This is a genomic window from Pseudomonas sp. rhizo66, assembly GCF_031931925.1.
In the GTDB taxonomy this organism is placed as follows: Bacteria; Pseudomonadota; Gammaproteobacteria; order Pseudomonadales; family Pseudomonadaceae; genus Aquipseudomonas.
On sequence record NZ_JAUJWZ010000020.1, the window covers coordinates 24,837 to 40,431 of the forward strand.

12 protein-coding genes are annotated in these 15,595 nt (G+C 59.7%); 7 read left to right on the forward strand and 5 right to left on the reverse strand.

The genetic code is table 11. The annotated features are described in order from the left end of the window. Window position 1: 1 nt before the first annotated feature. The 4 genes from acnD to QZR14_RS22315 form a co-directional block, all read right to left on the reverse strand. A complete protein-coding gene (gene acnD / locus QZR14_RS22300) occupies window positions 2-2,596 on the reverse strand; it encodes a Fe/S-dependent 2-methylisocitrate dehydratase AcnD (RefSeq protein ID WP_311997766.1) in 2,595 nt (864 codons plus the stop codon). Between the two features lie 197 nt (window positions 2,597-2,793). Beyond that, window positions 2,794-3,921: a bifunctional 2-methylcitrate synthase/citrate synthase gene (gene prpC / locus QZR14_RS22305; protein ID WP_311997767.1), complete on the reverse strand. Its 1,128-nt coding sequence runs from the start codon at window positions 3,919-3,921 to the stop codon at window positions 2,794-2,796. Window positions 3,922-4,067: 146 nt separating this feature from the next. Further along, window positions 4,068-4,958 (reverse strand): methylisocitrate lyase, encoded by an 891-nt coding sequence (gene prpB / locus QZR14_RS22310; RefSeq protein ID WP_250603955.1) that lies wholly within the window; start codon window positions 4,956-4,958, stop codon window positions 4,068-4,070. Continuing rightward, window positions 4,955-5,677, reverse strand: coding sequence for a GntR family transcriptional regulator (locus QZR14_RS22315; protein WP_172828118.1), 723 nt, complete (start codon window positions 5,675-5,677; stop codon window positions 4,955-4,957). The genes prpB and QZR14_RS22315 overlap by 4 nt, the downstream gene beginning before the upstream one ends. A 357-nt stretch (window positions 5,678-6,034) precedes the next feature. Between QZR14_RS22315 and rloA the strand changes: the two genes are divergently transcribed. The 4 genes from rloA (at window position 6,035) to pabB (ending at window position 10,956) form a co-directional block, all read left to right on the forward strand. Further along, entirely contained in the window at window positions 6,035-6,571 is a 537-nt protein-coding gene (rloA, locus tag QZR14_RS22320) for a retropepsin-like aspartic peptidase RloA (protein WP_053116866.1), read from the forward strand. A 5-nt stretch (window positions 6,572-6,576) separates the two neighbouring features. Next, the gene (gene rloB, locus QZR14_RS22325) at window positions 6,577-8,112 is read left to right on the forward strand and encodes an osmotic stress tolerance membrane protein RloB (RefSeq protein WP_093431750.1); all 1,536 of its coding nucleotides are present in this window, start codon (window positions 6,577-6,579) and stop codon (window positions 8,110-8,112) included. After that, window positions 8,112-9,098: an alpha-L-glutamate ligase-like protein gene (locus QZR14_RS22330; protein ID WP_160057043.1), complete on the forward strand. Its 987-nt coding sequence runs from the start codon at window positions 8,112-8,114 to the stop codon at window positions 9,096-9,098. The genes rloB and QZR14_RS22330 overlap by 1 nt, the downstream gene beginning before the upstream one ends. A gap of 514 nt (window positions 9,099-9,612) precedes the next feature. Further along, window positions 9,613-10,956, forward strand: coding sequence for an aminodeoxychorismate synthase component I (gene pabB, locus QZR14_RS22335; protein ID WP_311997768.1), 1,344 nt, complete (start codon window positions 9,613-9,615; stop codon window positions 10,954-10,956). Window positions 10,957-11,064: 108 nt separating this feature from the next. Here the strand turns inward: pabB and thrH are convergent, their stop codons facing one another. Next, window positions 11,065-11,682 carry a bifunctional phosphoserine phosphatase/homoserine phosphotransferase ThrH gene (gene thrH, locus QZR14_RS22340; RefSeq protein WP_250603949.1) on the reverse strand — a complete coding sequence of 206 codons (618 nt, stop codon included), beginning with the start codon at window positions 11,680-11,682 and terminating at the stop codon, window positions 11,065-11,067. A gap of 164 nt (window positions 11,683-11,846) precedes the next feature. Between thrH and QZR14_RS22345 the strand changes: the two genes are divergently transcribed. The 3 genes from QZR14_RS22345 (at window position 11,847) to QZR14_RS22355 (ending at window position 15,483) form a co-directional block, all read left to right on the forward strand. Continuing rightward, on the forward strand, window positions 11,847-12,581 hold the full coding sequence (locus QZR14_RS22345) for a phosphoadenylyl-sulfate reductase (RefSeq protein ID WP_123448528.1): 735 nt from the start codon (window positions 11,847-11,849) through the stop codon (window positions 12,579-12,581). Window positions 12,582-13,160: 579 nt separating this feature from the next. Then, window positions 13,161-14,699, forward strand: coding sequence for an NCS1 family nucleobase:cation symporter-1 (locus QZR14_RS22350; RefSeq protein WP_311997769.1), 1,539 nt, complete (start codon window positions 13,161-13,163; stop codon window positions 14,697-14,699). A gap of 55 nt (window positions 14,700-14,754) precedes the next feature. Then, window positions 14,755-15,483, forward strand: a complete 729-nt coding sequence (locus QZR14_RS22355) for an aspartate/glutamate racemase family protein (RefSeq protein ID WP_095047763.1) — start codon at window positions 14,755-14,757, stop codon at window positions 15,481-15,483. Window positions 15,484-15,595 lie beyond the last annotated feature (112 nt).

Genomic DNA, 15,595 nt, shown 5'->3' on the forward strand with positions numbered 1-15,595 from the left:
TTTAAACGGCAACCGCCGACTCTTCGAGGAAGTCCTGAGCGAAGCGCTGCAACACGCCGCCGGCCTCGTAGATCGACACTTCTTCAGCGGTATCCAGACGGCAGGTCACTGGCACTTCAACGCGCTCGCCATTCTTGCGGTGGATCACCAGCGTCAGATCCGCACGCGGTTTGCGCTCGCCAACCACGTCGTAGGTTTCGCTGCCATCAATGGCCAGGGTGTGACGGTCGGTGCCCGGCTTGAACTCCAGCGGCAACACGCCCATGCCCACCAGGTTGGTGCGGTGAATGCGCTCGAAACCCTCAGCGGCAATCGCCTCGACACCGGCCAGACGCACACCTTTTGCCGCCCAGTCACGGGACGACCCCTGACCGTAATCGGCGCCGGCAATGATGATCAGCGGCTGCTTGCGTTCCATGTAGGTTTCGATGGCTTCCCACATGCGCATGACCTTGCCTTCCGGCTCGACACGCGCCAGTGAACCCTGTTTGACCTTGCCGTTTTCCACGACCATTTCGTTGAACAGTTTCGGGTTGGCGAAGGTTGCACGCTGCGCGGTCAAGTGGTCGCCACGGTGGGTGGCGTAGGAGTTGAAGTCCTCTTCCGGCAGGCCCATTTTCGCCAGGTATTCGCCGGCGGCGCTGTCGAGCATGATTGCGTTCGATGGCGACAGGTGGTCGGTGGTGATGTTGTCCGGCAGCACCGCCAGCGGGCGCATACCCTTCAGCGGACGGGCGCCGGCCAGTGCGCCTTCCCAGTACGGTGGACGGCGGATGTAGGTGCTCATCTCGCGCCAGTCGTACAACGGCGTGACTTTCGGGCCGGTGTCTTCATGGACGGCGAACATCGGAATGTAGACCTTACGGAACTGCTCAGGCTTGACCGAAGATTTCACCACCGCGTCGATTTCTTCGTCGCTCGGCCAGATGTCTTTCAGGCGGATTTCCTTGCCGTCGACCACACCCAGCACATCCTTCTCGATATCGAAACGGATGGTCCCGGCAATGGCGTACGCGACCACCAATGGCGGCGAAGCGAGGAATGCCTGCTTGGCGTACGGGTGAATGCGGCCGTCGAAGTTGCGGTTGCCCGAGAGCACGGCAGTCGCATACAGATCGCGGTCGATAATCTCTTGCTGGATCACCGGATCGAGTGCGCCGGACATGCCGTTGCAGGTGGTGCAGGCGAACGCGACGACGCCGAAACCGAGCTGTTCCAGCTCCGTGGTCAACCCTGCTTCGTCGAGGTACAGCGCCACGGTTTTCGAGCCCGGCGCCAGCGAGGATTTGACCCACGGTTTGCGGGTCAGGCCAAGCTTGTTGGCATTACGCGCCAGCAGTCCGGCAGCAATCACGTTGCGCGGGTTGCTGGTGTTGGTGCAACTGGTGATGGCAGCGATGATCACCGCGCCGTCGGGCATTTGCCCCGGCACGTCATCCCACTGCCCGGAGATGCCTTTGGCGGCCAGATCCGACACCGCAACGCGGGCGTGCGGGTTGCTTGGGCCGGCCATGTTGCGCACTACCGACGACAGGTCGAAGGTCAGGCCGCGCTCGTATTGCGCGCCTTTCAGGCTGTCGGCCCACAGGCCGGTGAGCTTGGCGTATTGCTCGACCAACTGCACTTGCTGGTCTTCGCGACCGGTCAGTTTCAGGTAATCGATGGTCTGCCGGTCGATGTAGAACATCGCTGCAGTGGCGCCGTATTCCGGGGCCATGTTGGAGATGGTCGCGCGGTCGCCGAGGGTCAGCGCCGCCGCCCCTTCGCCGAAGAACTCCAGCCACGCGCCAACCACTTTCTGTTTGCGCAGGTATTCGGTCAGCGCCAGCACCATGTCGGTGGCGGTGATGCCCGGTTGCAGCTTGCCGGTCAGTTCGACGCCGACGCTTTCCGGCAGACGCATCCACGACGCGCGGCCGAGCATCACGCTCTCGGCTTCAAGACCGCCGACGCCGATGGCGATCACGCCCAGCGCATCGACATGCGGAGTGTGGCTGTCGGTGCCGACGCAGGTGTCGGGGAAGGCTACGCCGTCGCGCACCTGGATCACCGGGGACATTTTCTCCAGGTTGATCTGGTGCATGATGCCGTTGCCCGGCGGGATTACATCAACGTTCTTGAAGGCCTTTTTGGTCCAGTTGATGAAGTGGAATCGGTCTTCGTTGCGACGGTCTTCAATGGCGCGGTTCTTCTCGAACGCCTGCTTGTCGAAACCGCCCGCCTCCACCGCCAGCGAGTGGTCGACGATCAATTGCGTCGGCACCACCGGGTTGACCTGCGCCGGATCGCCGCCCTGCTGCGCAATCGCGTCACGCAGGCCGGCGAGGTCGACCAGCGCGGTCTGGCCGAGAATGTCGTGGCAGACCACACGGGCCGGATACCACGGGAAGTCGAGGTCGCGTTTACGTTCGATCAGTTGCTTGAGGGAATCGGTGAGCGTGGCCGGGTCGCAGCGACGCACGAGGTTTTCCGCCAGCACGCGGGAGGTGTACGGCAGGGTGTCGTAACTGCCGGGCTGGATCGCCTCGACAGCCGCGCGGGCATCGAAATAATCCAGAGGACTGCCGGGCAGGGTTTTGCGGAATGCTGTGTTCATCGGGTCAGGACTCGGGTCACGGTGGTTGCAAAGGGTGGGGGCGACACCGACCTTGAAAATCACCCCTCCCCTGTAGGAGCTGCCGAAGGCTGCGATCTTTTGATTTTTGTTTTTAAGATCAAGATCAAAAGATCGCAGCCTTCGGCAGCTCCTACAGGGATTTGCGGTGTTTTCCGGGATCGGGTCAGCTCACCATTTCAGCGACGTTCGATTGGCACGAACTTGCGCTGTTCAACGCCGATGTACTCGGCGCTTGGACGGATGATGCGGTTGTTGGCGCGCTGCTCGAACACGTGCGCGGCCCAGCCGGTCAGGCGCGAGCAGACGAAGATCGGCGTGAACAGCTTGGTCGGGATGCCCATGAAGTGGTACGCCGAGGCATGGTAGAAATCGGCGTTGGGGAACAGTTTCTTCTGCTCCCACATGGTCTTGTCGATGGCTTCCGAGACCGGGAACAACACCTTGTCGCCGACTTCGTCCGCGAGTTTTTTCGACCAGCCCTTGATCACCTCGTTGCGCGGATCGCTGTCCTTATAGATCGCGTGGCCGAAGCCCATGATCTTGTCCTTGCGCTCGAGCATGCCGAGGGTGCCTTTGATCGCCTCTTCCGGCGACGAAAAGCGCTCGATCATTTCCATCGCCGCTTCATTGGCACCGCCGTGCAGCGGGCCACGCAGCGAACCGATGGCAGCTGTGACGCAGGAATACAGATCGGACAGCGTCGAGGCGCAAACCCGTGCGGTGAAGGTCGATGCGTTGAATTCGTGCTCGGCATAAAGGATCAGCGAGACGTTCATCACTTTGACGTGCAGTTCGCTTGGCTTCTTGTCGTGCAGCAGGTGCAGGAAGTGGCCGCCGATGGTCGGCTCGTCACTGACGCAGTTGATGCGTTTGCCGTCGTGGCTGAAGCGATACCAGTAGCACATGATCGCCGGGAACGCGGCCAGCAGGCGGTCAGTCTTGTCGCGCTGCTCGGAGAAGTCTTTCTCCGGCTCGAGGTTGCCGAGAAACGAGCAACCGGTGCGCATCACGTCCATCGGGTGGGCGTCGGCAGGGATGCGTTCGAGCACTTCTTTCAGCGCTTGCGGCAGGTCGCGCAGTTTGCTCAGTTTGCCTTGGTATTCGTCGAGTTGCGCCTGGGTCGGCAGCTCGCCGTACAGCAGCAGGTAAGCGACTTCTTCAAATTGCGCATCGGCTGCCAGTTCGCGCACGTCGTAGCCGCGATAGGTCAGCCCGGCACCGGCCTGGCCCACGGTGGACAGTGCGGTTTGCCCGGCGACCTGGCCACGGAGCCCGGCGCCACTGAGTACTTTTGCTTCGGCCATTGCTGTCTCCAATTTTTGAATTTGTTAGGGAATCTGCAATTACGGTGTTGTTCGCAAAAGATCGCAGCCTTCGGCAGCTCCTACATCGAACGCGCTCCTGTAGGAGCTGTCGAGTGAAACGAGGCTGCGATCTTTTGATCTTTCAATCATTTTTTCGCGGCAAACAACGCATCGAGCTTCTGCTCGAAGGTGTGGTAGTCGATGCGATCGTAAAGCTCCATGCGAGTCTGCATGGTGTCGATGACATTCTGTTGCGTGCCGTCGCGGCGGATCGCGGTGTAGACGTTTTCCGCCGCTTTGTTCATCGCGCGGAACGCCGACAGCGGGTACAGCACCAGCGACACGTCGGCGCCGGCCAGTTGCTCGGTGGTGTACAGCGGCGTCGAACCGAACTCGGTGATGTTGGCCAGAATCGGCGCTTTCACGCGGTTGGCGAACAGCTTGTACATCTCCAGTTCCGTGATGGCTTCCGGGAAGATCATGTCGGCGCCGGCCTCGATGCATGCCGCTGCGCGATCAAGTGCCGATTCCAGACCTTCCACCGCCAGCGCATCGGTGCGCGCCATGATCACGAAGCTGTCATCGGTACGCGCATCGACCGCAGCTTTGATGCGGTCGACCATTTCCTGCTGGCTGACGATCTCTTTGTTCGGACGGTGGCCGCAGCGCTTGGCACCCACCTGATCCTCGATGTGAATCGCCGCCGCGCCAAACTTGATCATCGACTTGACCGTACGCGCGACGTTGAACGCCGACGAGCCGAAACCGGTGTCCACGTCGACCAGCAGCGGCAGATCGCATACGTCGGTGATGCGCCGAACGTCAGTCAGCACGTCGTCCAGACCGGTAATGCCCAGATCCGGCACGCCGAGCGAACCTGCGGCCACCCCGCCACCGGACAGGTAGATCGCCTTGAAACCGGCACGCTTGGCCAGCAGCGCATGGTTGGCATTGATCGCGCCGACCACTTGCAAGGGGTGCTCGCTGGCGACCGCATCGCGGAAACGCTGGCCTGGAGTGTTCAGGTTGGAACTCATGACTCACCTCGTTCAGTGGCTGTCTTGTTGTGGGCGCCGTCCTGGTAATGACGGGCGATGTTGCGTTTCGAGGCGCCGATGTGACGGCGCATCAATAATTCCGCGAGCTCGCCGTCACGGTCGGCGATGGCATCGAGAATCCGGTGGTGTTCGGCAAAGGCCTGGCGCGGGCGGTTCGGCGTGGTGGAGAACTGGATGCGGTACATGCGCACCAGTTGATACAGCTCGCCGCAGAGCATCTGCGTCAGCGTGCGGTTGCCGCTGCCCTGGATGATCCGGTAGTGGAAGTCGAAATCGCCTTCCTGCTGGTAATAGCCAACACCGGCCTGAAACGCTGCGTCGCGCTCGTGGGTTTCCAGCACCCGGCGCAGTTCGTCGATTTCTTCTACGCTCATGCGTTCGGCCGCCAGACGGCAGGCCATGCCTTCGAGGGATTCGCGGATTTCATAGAGTTCAAGCAATTCGGCATGGCTGAGCGACACCACCCGCGCGCCGACATGCGGTACGCGCACCAGCAGGCGCTGGCCTTCCAGACGATGAATCGCCTCACGCAGCGGCCCGCGACTGATGCCGTAAGTGCGCGCCAGCTCCGGCTCGGAGATCTTGCTGCCCGGGGCGATCTCGCCTTTGACGATGGCCGCCTGAATACGCCGGAAGACGTTTTCCGAGAGTGTCTCGGAATCGTCGCCGCTGATGACCGGGGGATCGAGTTGATCCAGCATGATTGTCGACACCTTTAAATCCAATGCGGCAAAAACTAGCCAATTCGCCGGCATCAGTCAAAGGATAAATAGGTATTGTCGACAATCGTCTAATAACCTTAAAAGATCGCAGCCTTCGGCCGCGCCTACAGGGCGCACGCAAATCCAAGGTAGGAGCTGCCGCAGGCGGCGATCTTTTGATCTTCTATAGACCCGCCCCAGCGCTGGCGCCATAAAACCACCGTGCTAGAATGCCGCCCGCATTTGCTGGCCATTTGTACGGCTTGTCATAAAAAGCTGATAGGCACACGAAGGGCCTTGCGCAACTTTTGCCAAGGACCTGAACCGAAAACGGAACGCTGCGCACCAGGATTTATGAGACTCAAGCCTTTTCCCACATTCTTCGCCCTGTTTTGCCTGCCCGGCCTCGCCGCCGCGGGGGAAAAAACCGTGTACGGCCTCAACGAATACGCTTCGCTTGACGGCATCAATCTGGAAGTGGCGGCCAAACTCGACACCGGGGCGAAAACCGCCTCACTGAGTGCCCGCGACATCAAACGCTTTAAACGCAACGGTGAGTCCTGGGTACGTTTCTACCTGGCCATCGACGCCGCGCATTCGCACCCGATCGAACGGCCGCTGGCGCGGGTCAGCAAGATCAAGCGCCGCGCCGGCGACTACGACCCGGAAGAAGGCAAGAAGTACACCGCCCGTCCGGTGATCGAGCTGGATATCTGCATGGGCACAGCAATGCGCAGCATCGAAGTGAACCTGACCGACCGAAGTGCGTTCCAATACCCGCTTTTGATCGGCTCCGAAGCGCTGAAACGCTTCGACGCGCTGGTCGACCCCAGTCTTAAATACGCTGCCGGCAAACCCGCCTGCACCATCGCCGCTCATACCGCCGAGTAATTTCCATGCGTTCTCTAACCTTCCACCTGAAAATCCTGATTACCATTCTGGTGCTCCTGGGCGTTTCGGTTACGGCCTATCAGATTTTCGTGCTCGGCATCCCGGTGACCGAAGACGCCACCGACGACTTGTGGAACATCGACGCCAAAGTCGAGTTCGTCGCCAGCACCAAGGATCCGGTAAAGATCCAGATGTTCGTGCCACCGTTGAGCCGCGATTACGTCAGCCTTAACGAGAGTTTTATCTCCAATAACTACGGCGTCGCCGTCAACCGCGTCGACGGCAACCGCAAGGTCACCTGGTCGGCGCGCCGGGCCAAGGGCAACCAGACCCTTTATTACCGTCTGGTGCTGACCAAGCGTTACACCGCGGAAAAATCCAAGATCAAAGGCCCGACCTTCCGCGACAGCATCGCCATTGAAGGCCCTGAGAAAATCGCCGCCGAAGCCCTGCTCGCGCCGATCCGCCAGCACTCTGCCGACGTCGAAACCTTTATTGGCGAGGCGATCAAACGCGTCAACAACGTCAACGATGACAACGTGAAACTGCTGCTGGCCGGCGATCCGTCGACGCCGCACAAAGCCAAAATCGTCGAACTGCTGCTGTCCATCGCCCACGTGCCGGTGGAAAAAGTCCATACCATCCGCCTCGTCGCCGACCAGCCGCAAACGCCTGAACTGTGGCTGCGCAGCTTCAACGGCAACGACTGGCTGTACTTCAACCCGGAAACCGGCGAACAAGGCCTGCCGACCGACCGCCTGTTGTGGTGGACCGGCGATGAAAACCTGATCACCGTCGACGGCGGCAAGAAAGCCAACGTGACCTTCAGCCTCAACAACAGCGAGATGAACGCGATTCGTCTGGCCAAGCTGACGGACGAAAACACCGACGCCAACTTCCTCGAATACTCGCTGTACGGCTTGCCGCTGCAGACTCAGCAGACCTTCATGATCATGGTGATGATCCCGATCGGCGTGCTGGTGATCCTGATTCTGCGCAACCTGATCGGCCTGCAGACCCTCGGCACGTTCACCCCGGTACTGATCGCCCTCGCCTTCCGCGAAACCCAACTGGGCTTCGGCATTCTGCTGTTTACCGTGATCACCGCGCTGGGCCTGTCGTTACGGTCGTATCTGGAACACCTGAAGCTGCAAATGCTGCCGCGCCTCTCGGTGGTGCTGACCTTTGTTGTGGTGTTGATCGCGGCGATCAGCCTGTTCAGCCACAAGCTTGGCCTGGAGCGCGGGCTTTCGGTGGCGCTGTTCCCGATGGTGATTCTGACCATGACCATCGAACGCCTGTCGATCACCTGGGAAGAGCGCGGCGCCAGCCATGCGATGAAAGTCGCGATCGGCACGCTGTTCGCGGCGTCCCTGGCGCACCTGATCATGACCGTGCCTGAGCTGGTCTACTTCGTGTTCACCTTCCCGGCGATCCTGCTGATTCTGGTCGGTTTCATGCTGGCGATGGGGCGTTATCGCGGCTACCGCCTGACCGAGCTGGTGCGTTTCAAGGCTTTCCTGAAGAAGGCTGACGCCTGATGTTCGGTTTCTGGAAGACCTGGAAGGCCCTGGAAGCGCGGGGCATCATGGGCATCAATCGGCGTAACGCCGACTACGTGCTCAAGTACAACAAGCGCAGCCTGTACCCGATCGTCGATGACAAGATCATCACCAAGGAGCGCGCCATCGAGGCCGGCATTCACGTGCCGGAACTGTATGGCGTGATTTCCACAGAGAAGGAAATCGACAAGCTCGACGAGATCATCGGCGGCCGCAACGACTTCGTGATCAAACCGGCCCAGGGCGCTGGCGGCGACGGCATCATCGTGATTGCCGACCGCTTCGAGGGCCGCTATCGCACGGTGTCGGGCAAGATCCTTGCTCATGAAGAGCTGGAACATCACATCTCAAGCATCCTCACCGGTTTGTATTCACTGGGCGGGCACCGCGACCGCGCGTTGATCGAATACCGCGTGACTCCGGATCAAATCTTCAAAAGCATCAGCTACGAAGGTGTGCCGGACATCCGCATCATCGTGTTGATGGGCTACCCGGTGATGGCCATGTTGCGCCTGCCGACCCGGCAGTCCGGCGGCAAGGCCAACCTGCACCAGGGCGCCATCGGTGTCGGTGTCGACTTGGCCACGGGTCTGACGCTGCGCGGCACCTGGCTGAACAACATCATTACCAAACACCCCGACACCACCAACGCGGTGGACGGCGTGCAACTGCCCTACTGGGACGGTTTCATGAAACTCGCGGCCGGCTGCTATGAGCTGTGCGGGTTGGGGTATATCGGTGTGGACATGGTGCTGGATCAGGAGAAAGGCCCGCTGATTCTGGAATTGAATGCGCGGCCGGGTTTGAATATCCAGATCGCCAACGACTGTGGGCTGACGTTGCGTACGCACGCGGTGGAAGCGCGCCTGGAAGAGCTGAAGGCGCGTGGTGTGACGGAGACGGTTGAGGAGCGCGTGGCGTTTACTCAGGAAATGTTTGGGCATATTCCTGCGGTCGAAGGCTAAAAGCTGAAAAGCCCCTCACCCTAGCCCTCTCCCAGAGGGAGAGGGGACTGACCGAGGTGGATATTGGAGCTACGCCGACTTGAAAGTCTTGAGTCGAACTCAGGCTTTGAAAAACATGAAGGTCGGCGCCCTTCCCGAAATTTCGAGTCAAACTCGGCTTTGAAAAGCATGAAGATCGGCTCCCTTCCCGAAATTTCGAGTCAAACTCGGCTTTGAAAAGCATGAAGATCGGCTCCCTTTCCGAAATTTCGAGTCAAACTCGGCTTTGAAAAGCAAGAAGATCGGCTCCCTTTCCGAAATTTCGAGTCAAACTCGGCTTTGAAAAGCATGAAGATCGGCTCCCTTTCCGAAATTTCGAGTCAAACTCGGCTTTGAAAAGCATGAAGATCGGCTCCCTTTCCCCCTCGCCCCCTTGGGGGAGAGGGTTGGGGTGAGGGGGAGGCTTTTGACTTTGATCTGGCATCGGAGAGGACTACAATCCCCTCCCCGCCTCAATGGCCGATCTGCCCCGACCATGTTGACCTGTTCCGTACACCCGCTGCCCTACCGCGCCAATCCCGCCGACTACTTCGCGGCCATCCGCAACGCCCCCGGCGCCGTGCTGCTCGACAGCGGCCGACCAAGTGCCGACCGTGGCCGCTATGACCTGCTCAGCGCCTGGCCGCTGGAACAACTGGCGGTGTTGCCCGACGAAAGCGGCGGCGCTTTCCTACAACGCCTGCGGGATAATCTGACCCGCCTGGGCGAGGCTGATTTGCCAACGGGTTTTGACCTGCCCTTCGCCGGCGGTTTGATCGGCTACCTGAGCTACGACTTCGGTCGGCATCTGGAAAACCTGCCGAGCCAGGCGCTGGATGATCTGCAATTGCCGGATGCCCGTTTTGGCCTGTACGACTGGGCGCTGATCAGCGATCACCAGACCGCCACCAGCCAACTGGTGTTTCATCCGTCCGTGATCGACAGCGAAAAACAGCGGCTCATCGCGCTGTTCAGCCAGCCGGCTATTGAATCGATGGCGCCGTTCAAACTGAACGCGCCGATGACCGCCGATCTTTCGGCCGACGATTACCGTCAAGCCTTTGAACGCATCCAGCATTACATCCAGGCCGGCGACTGCTATCAGGTCAACTTTGCCCAGCGCTTCCGCGCTTCATGTCAGGGCGATCCGTGGCTGGCGTACTGCAAATTGCGTGAAGCCTGCCCGACGCCGTTCTCCGGTTTCCAGAGCCTGCCCGACGGCGGCGCGGTGTTGAGCCTGTCGCCAGAGCGCTTCGTCAAAGTCAGCGAACGTCAGGTGGAAACCCGGCCGATCAAGGGCACCCGCCCCCGCGGCCTGACGCCGGCCGAAGATGCCGCCAACGCCGCCGAACTGCTGGCCAGCCCCAAGGATCGCGCGGAAAACCTGATGATCGTCGACCTGCTGCGCAACGACCTCGGCCGTACCTGCCGCATCGGTTCGGTGCGGGTGCCGGAGCTGTTCAGTCTGGAAAGCTATCCGAACGTGCATCACTTGGTCAGCAGCGTCACCGGTGAGCTGGCGGATGATCGTGACGCACTGGATTTGATTGCCGGCAGTTTCCCCGGCGGCTCGATCACCGGCGCGCCGAAGATTCGCGCAATGCAGATCATCGATGAGCTGGAGCCGACCCGGCGCGGGTTGTATTGCGGGTCGCTGCTGTACCTGGACGTGCGCGGCGAGATGGACAGCTCCATCGCAATTCGCAGTCTATTGGTCAAGGATGGCCAGGTGTGCTGCTGGGGTGGCGGCGGGATTGTTGCGGATTCGGACTGGCAGGCTGAGTATCAGGAGTCGATTACCAAAGTCAGAATCCTCCTCGACACCCTGCAGAACCTCTGAATGACACAACCCGTGTAGGAGCTGCCGAAGGCTGCGATCTTTTGATCTTGATCCTGAAAAACCAGATCAAAAGATCGCAGCCTTCGGCAGCTCCTACAGGGGTATTCATTACAAACTCAATTCTCTGTTAGAAGCTTTGAGGAACTCCTGCTTCAACTCAGCAAAGGTGTGCACCGCGGGAAACTGCGGAAACTCGCGAATCACATTCTCCGGCGCATGAAACAGAATCCCGGCATCCGCCTCGCCCAGCATCGTCGTATCGTTATACGAATCCCCCGCCGCAATCACCCGGTAATACAGGCTCTTGAACGCCAGCACCGATTGGCGCTTGGGATCTTTCTGACGCAACTGATAGCTGGTCACCCGCCCGCTTTCATCGGTAATCAGGCGATGGCAAAGCAAGGTCGGGAAGCCCAGTTGACGCATCAGCGGCTGCGAGAACTCATAAAAAGTGTCCGACAGAATCACCACCTGAAAGCGCTCGCGCAGCCAGTTTACGAACTCCACCGCGCCGTCCAGCGGCTTCAACGTGGCGATCACTTCCTGAATGTCCGCCAGCTTCAAGCCATGCTCATCAAGGATGCGCAGACGCTGCTTCATCAGCACGTCGTAATCGGGAATGTCCCGGGTGGTGGCCTTGAGGGATTCGATTCCGGTTTTTTCGGCGAAGGCGATCCAGATTTCCGGCACCAACACCCCTTCAAGATCCAGGCAAGCAATTTCCACAAGACACTCCCGTTTGTATTGATTATTTGAGTCGAGCGATGCCGAACTCTAGCGACTCGAATCCCGACACGCAACGCACAGCACGCCCCGACTCGCGCAGCTTTTTGTTACCATCGGCCCCATATAGAGCGCCCAGCGCCACCGACCTGTAGGAAGCCGCCCTGATGAGTGCAACGTTCGACGTCGTGGAACTCGCCACGACCTATGCCAATAAATCCGCCCAGGACATCCTCAAGCTCGCGTTTGCCGAGTTCGGCGATGACTTGTGGATATCTTTCAGCGGCGCCGAGGATGTGGTGCTGGTGGACATGGCCTGGAAGCTCAACAAGAACGTCAAGGTGTTCAGCCTCGACACCGGCCGTCTGCACCCGGAGACCTACCGCTTCATCGATCAGGTGCGCGAGCACTACAAGATCGACATCGAACTGGTGTCGCCGGACTACACCAGGCTTGAACCGTTCGTGAAGGAAAAAGGCTTGTTCAGCTTCTACAAGGACGGCCACGGCGAATGCTGCGGTATCCGCAAGATCGAACCGCTGCGCCGCAAACTGTCCGGCGTCAAAGCCTGGGCCACCGGCCAGCGCCGCGACCAGAGCCCGGGCACTCGTAGTGCCGTGGCAGTGCTGGAAATCGATACCGCGTTCTCCACCCCGGAGCGCACCCTGTACAAGTTCAACCCGTTGGCACAGATGACCAGCGAAGAGATCTGGGGCTACATCCGTATGCTCGAACTGCCGTACAACAGCCTGCATGAGCGCGGTTTTATCAGCATTGGCTGCGAACCGTGCACCCGTCCGGTTCTGCCCAACCAGCACGAGCGCGAAGGCCGCTGGTGGTGGGAAGAGGCGACGCAGAAAGAATGCGGGTTGCATGCCGGGAATATCATCAGCAAGGCCTGATCTCCAATTCCAGCGACATCCCCTGTGGGAGCGAGCCTGCTCGCGAAGGCGTAGTCTCAGTCGACATCTTCATTGACTGATCCAACGCATACGCAAGCAGGCTTGCTCCCACATTTTGCACCTGCACGACCTTAAAAATGTGTACACACAAATGTCACCATCGGTGCCATTTATGTGTGCACTTTTTTGTTTGCACGCCCTGAAAAGTTACATCCCGCCAGAAAAAACCTCGCCCTCGCCTGCCGCCAAATCCACCCGCCAAAAATAAATAGCTGTACGAACGGTCAATTTTTAACCACCTATTTTCAAAGAGTTAGTGTTCATCGATAACTTTTCGAAATGAGTAACACCGCCTATAGATTCGCGATTGGCACAAATCTGGCTTTAGTGCATACATGTTTTGCATACAAAACCGCTGAACATAAAACCACTTTCGATCCGCAAGCCTGAAGCGCCCTATCCCGTACAGGCTGCAGATGCCCCGTAACCAGTGATGGTTTCACTGCCGCGACGAAGATTTGTCGAGCCTGACGGCTCATGCACAGTCATCGCGGCCCTGAACATCAGGAGCCTGCCGGAATGCGTACAAGTCTCTCCAATAACATCGCGCTGAATCTGCCCGCCTCTGCTCTCGATCAACCGTCGCCCCATGACGGCCTGACCGAGCCGCTGCAACTGAGTCCGCGTCTGCACAATAGTGATCTGGCGCCGACCAAGGCCGAAGGCCGACGCTGGGGCAAATACAGCATCTTCGCCCTGTGGACCAACGATGTGCACAACATCGCCAACTATTCGTTCGCCATTGGTCTGTACGCGTTGGGCCTGGGTGGCTGGCAGATTCTGCTGTCGTTGGGGATCGGCGCGGCGCTGGTGTATTTCTTCATGAACCTGTCCGGTTACATGGGGCAGAAAACCGGAGTGCCGTTTCCGGTGATCAGCCGGATCAGTTTCGGCATCCACGGCGCGCAAATTCCTGCACTGATCCGGGCGGTTATCGCCATTGCCTGGTTCGGCATTCAGACGTACCTGGCGTCAGTGGTGTTTCGCGTATTGCTTACTGCAGTCCATCCCGGATTCGCCGAATACGACCACGACTCGATTCTTGGTCTGTCGACGCTGGGTTGGGTGTGCTTCGTGGCGATCTGGTTCGTGCAACTGGCGATCCTCGCCTACGGCATGGAAATGGTCCGCCGCTATGAAGCGTTTGCCGGGCCAGTGATTCTGCTGACCGTCGCCGCCCTCGCCGCGTGGATGTACTTCCAGGCCAACGCAACCATCGCCTGGTCGATCCGCGAGCCGCTAACCGGTGGCGAGATGTGGCGCAACATCTTTGCCGGCGGCGCACTGTGGCTGGCGATCTACGGCACGTTGATTCTGAATTTCTGCGATTTCGCCCGCTCTTCGCCGTGCCGCAAGACCATCAAGGTCGGAAACTTCTGGGGTTTGCCGGTGAATATTCTGGTGTTCGCCGCGATTACCGTACTGCTCTGCGGCGCGCAATTTCAGATCAATGGCCGGATCATTGAGAGCCCGACCGAGATCATTGCTTCGATTCCCAATACCTTCTTCCTGGTGCTCGGTTGCCTGGCGTTCCTGATCGTCACCGTCGCGGTGAACATCATGGCCAACTTCGTCGCCCCGGCCTTCGTGCTCAGTAACCTGGCGCCGGAGTACCTGACCTTCCGCCGCGCCGGGCTGATCAGCGCGACCATCGCCGTGTTGATCCTGCCGTGGAATCTCTACAACAGCCCACTGGTGATCGTGTACTTCCTGTCGGGTCTGGGCGCCCTGCTCGGCCCGTTGTACGGGGTGATCATGGTCGACTACTGGCTGATCCGCAAAGGCCGGATCGATGTCCCACAGCTCTACAGCGAAGATCCCGACGGCGTTTATTACTACAGCCGCGGGGTGAATTTCCGTGCGGTGGCGGCGTTTATTCCTGCGGCGTTGATCGCCATCGTCCTGGCGCTGGTGCCGGGTTTCCACAGCGTCTCGCCGTTCTCCTGGCTGATCGGCGCCGGGATCGCCGGAATGCTCTACCTGATCATTGCCAAACGCCAACCGCACTACGCCGACATCAGCGGCGAATCGATCGCTGTCGACAACGTTTGCCATTAATTCCCTCGCGGCCCGGACTTCGGGCCGCAGAACTGCCCGCTATAAGGATTCCCCCATGCGTATTCTCGTGGTCAACGTCAACACCACCGAATCCATCACCGAGGCCATTGCCCGCTCGGCGCAGGCTGTCGCTTCGCCCGGTACCGAAATCGTCGGTTTGACGCCGTACTTCGGCGCCGACTCGATTGAAGGCAACTTCGAAAGCTACCTGGCCGCTATCGCGGTCATGGATCGGGTGATGGCCTACGATCAACCGTTCGATGCGGTCATTCAGGCCGGTTACGGTGAGCATGGTCGCGAAGGCCTGCAGGAATTGCTCAACGTGCCGGTGGTGGATATCACTGATGCGGCGGCGAGCACGGCGATGTTTCTCGGCCACGCTTATTCGGTGGTGACCACGCTGGATCGCACCGTGCCGCTGATCGAGGATCGGCTGAAATTGTCCGGTCTGTGGGATCGTTGTGCATCGGTGCGGGCCAGTGGTCTGGCCGTTCTGGAACTGGAACATGAGCCGCAACGCGCCCTGGAAGCCATCGTACATCAGGCAGAACTGGCGGTGACGCAGGATAAAGCCGAGGTGATCTGTCTGGGCTGCGGCGGCATGGCCGGGCTGGATGAGCAGATTCGTCGACGTACCGGCGTGCCGGTGGTGGATGGCGTGACGGCGGCGGTGACGATTGCGGAATCGCTGGTGCGGTTACGCTTGTCGACGTCGAAGGTGCGGACTTATGCAACGCCGCGACCGAAGAACATCATTGGCTGGCCGGGGCGGTTTGCCCGCTGAGATCATCAGCGAAAACCGAGTCGACCCATTCGCGAGCAGGCTCGCTCCCACAGGGGAAATGCATTCCAAATGTGGGAACGAGCCTGCTCGCGAAGGACGCAATTCGGTATCA

Coding starts and splice junctions, on each gene's coding strand:
- rloB (WP_093431750.1), top strand. CDS start 6,577: ATGCGTTCTCTAACCTTCCACCTGAAAATCCTGATTACCATTCTGGTG.
- pabB (WP_311997768.1), top strand. CDS start 9,613: ATGTTGACCTGTTCCGTACACCCGCTGCCCTACCGCGCCAATCCCGCC.
- prpB (WP_250603955.1), bottom strand. CDS start 4,958: ATGAGTTCCAACCTGAACACTCCAGGCCAGCGTTTCCGCGATGCGGTC.
- prpC (WP_311997767.1), bottom strand. CDS start 3,921: ATGGCCGAAGCAAAAGTACTCAGTGGCGCCGGGCTCCGTGGCCAGGTC.
- QZR14_RS22345 (WP_123448528.1), top strand. CDS start 11,847: ATGAGTGCAACGTTCGACGTCGTGGAACTCGCCACGACCTATGCCAAT.
- acnD (WP_311997766.1), bottom strand. CDS start 2,596: ATGAACACAGCATTCCGCAAAACCCTGCCCGGCAGTCCTCTGGATTAT.
- QZR14_RS22355 (WP_095047763.1), top strand. CDS start 14,755: ATGCGTATTCTCGTGGTCAACGTCAACACCACCGAATCCATCACCGAG.
- QZR14_RS22350 (WP_311997769.1), top strand. CDS start 13,161: ATGCGTACAAGTCTCTCCAATAACATCGCGCTGAATCTGCCCGCCTCT.
- rloA (WP_053116866.1), top strand. CDS start 6,035: ATGAGACTCAAGCCTTTTCCCACATTCTTCGCCCTGTTTTGCCTGCCC.
- QZR14_RS22330 (WP_160057043.1), top strand. CDS start 8,112: ATGTTCGGTTTCTGGAAGACCTGGAAGGCCCTGGAAGCGCGGGGCATC.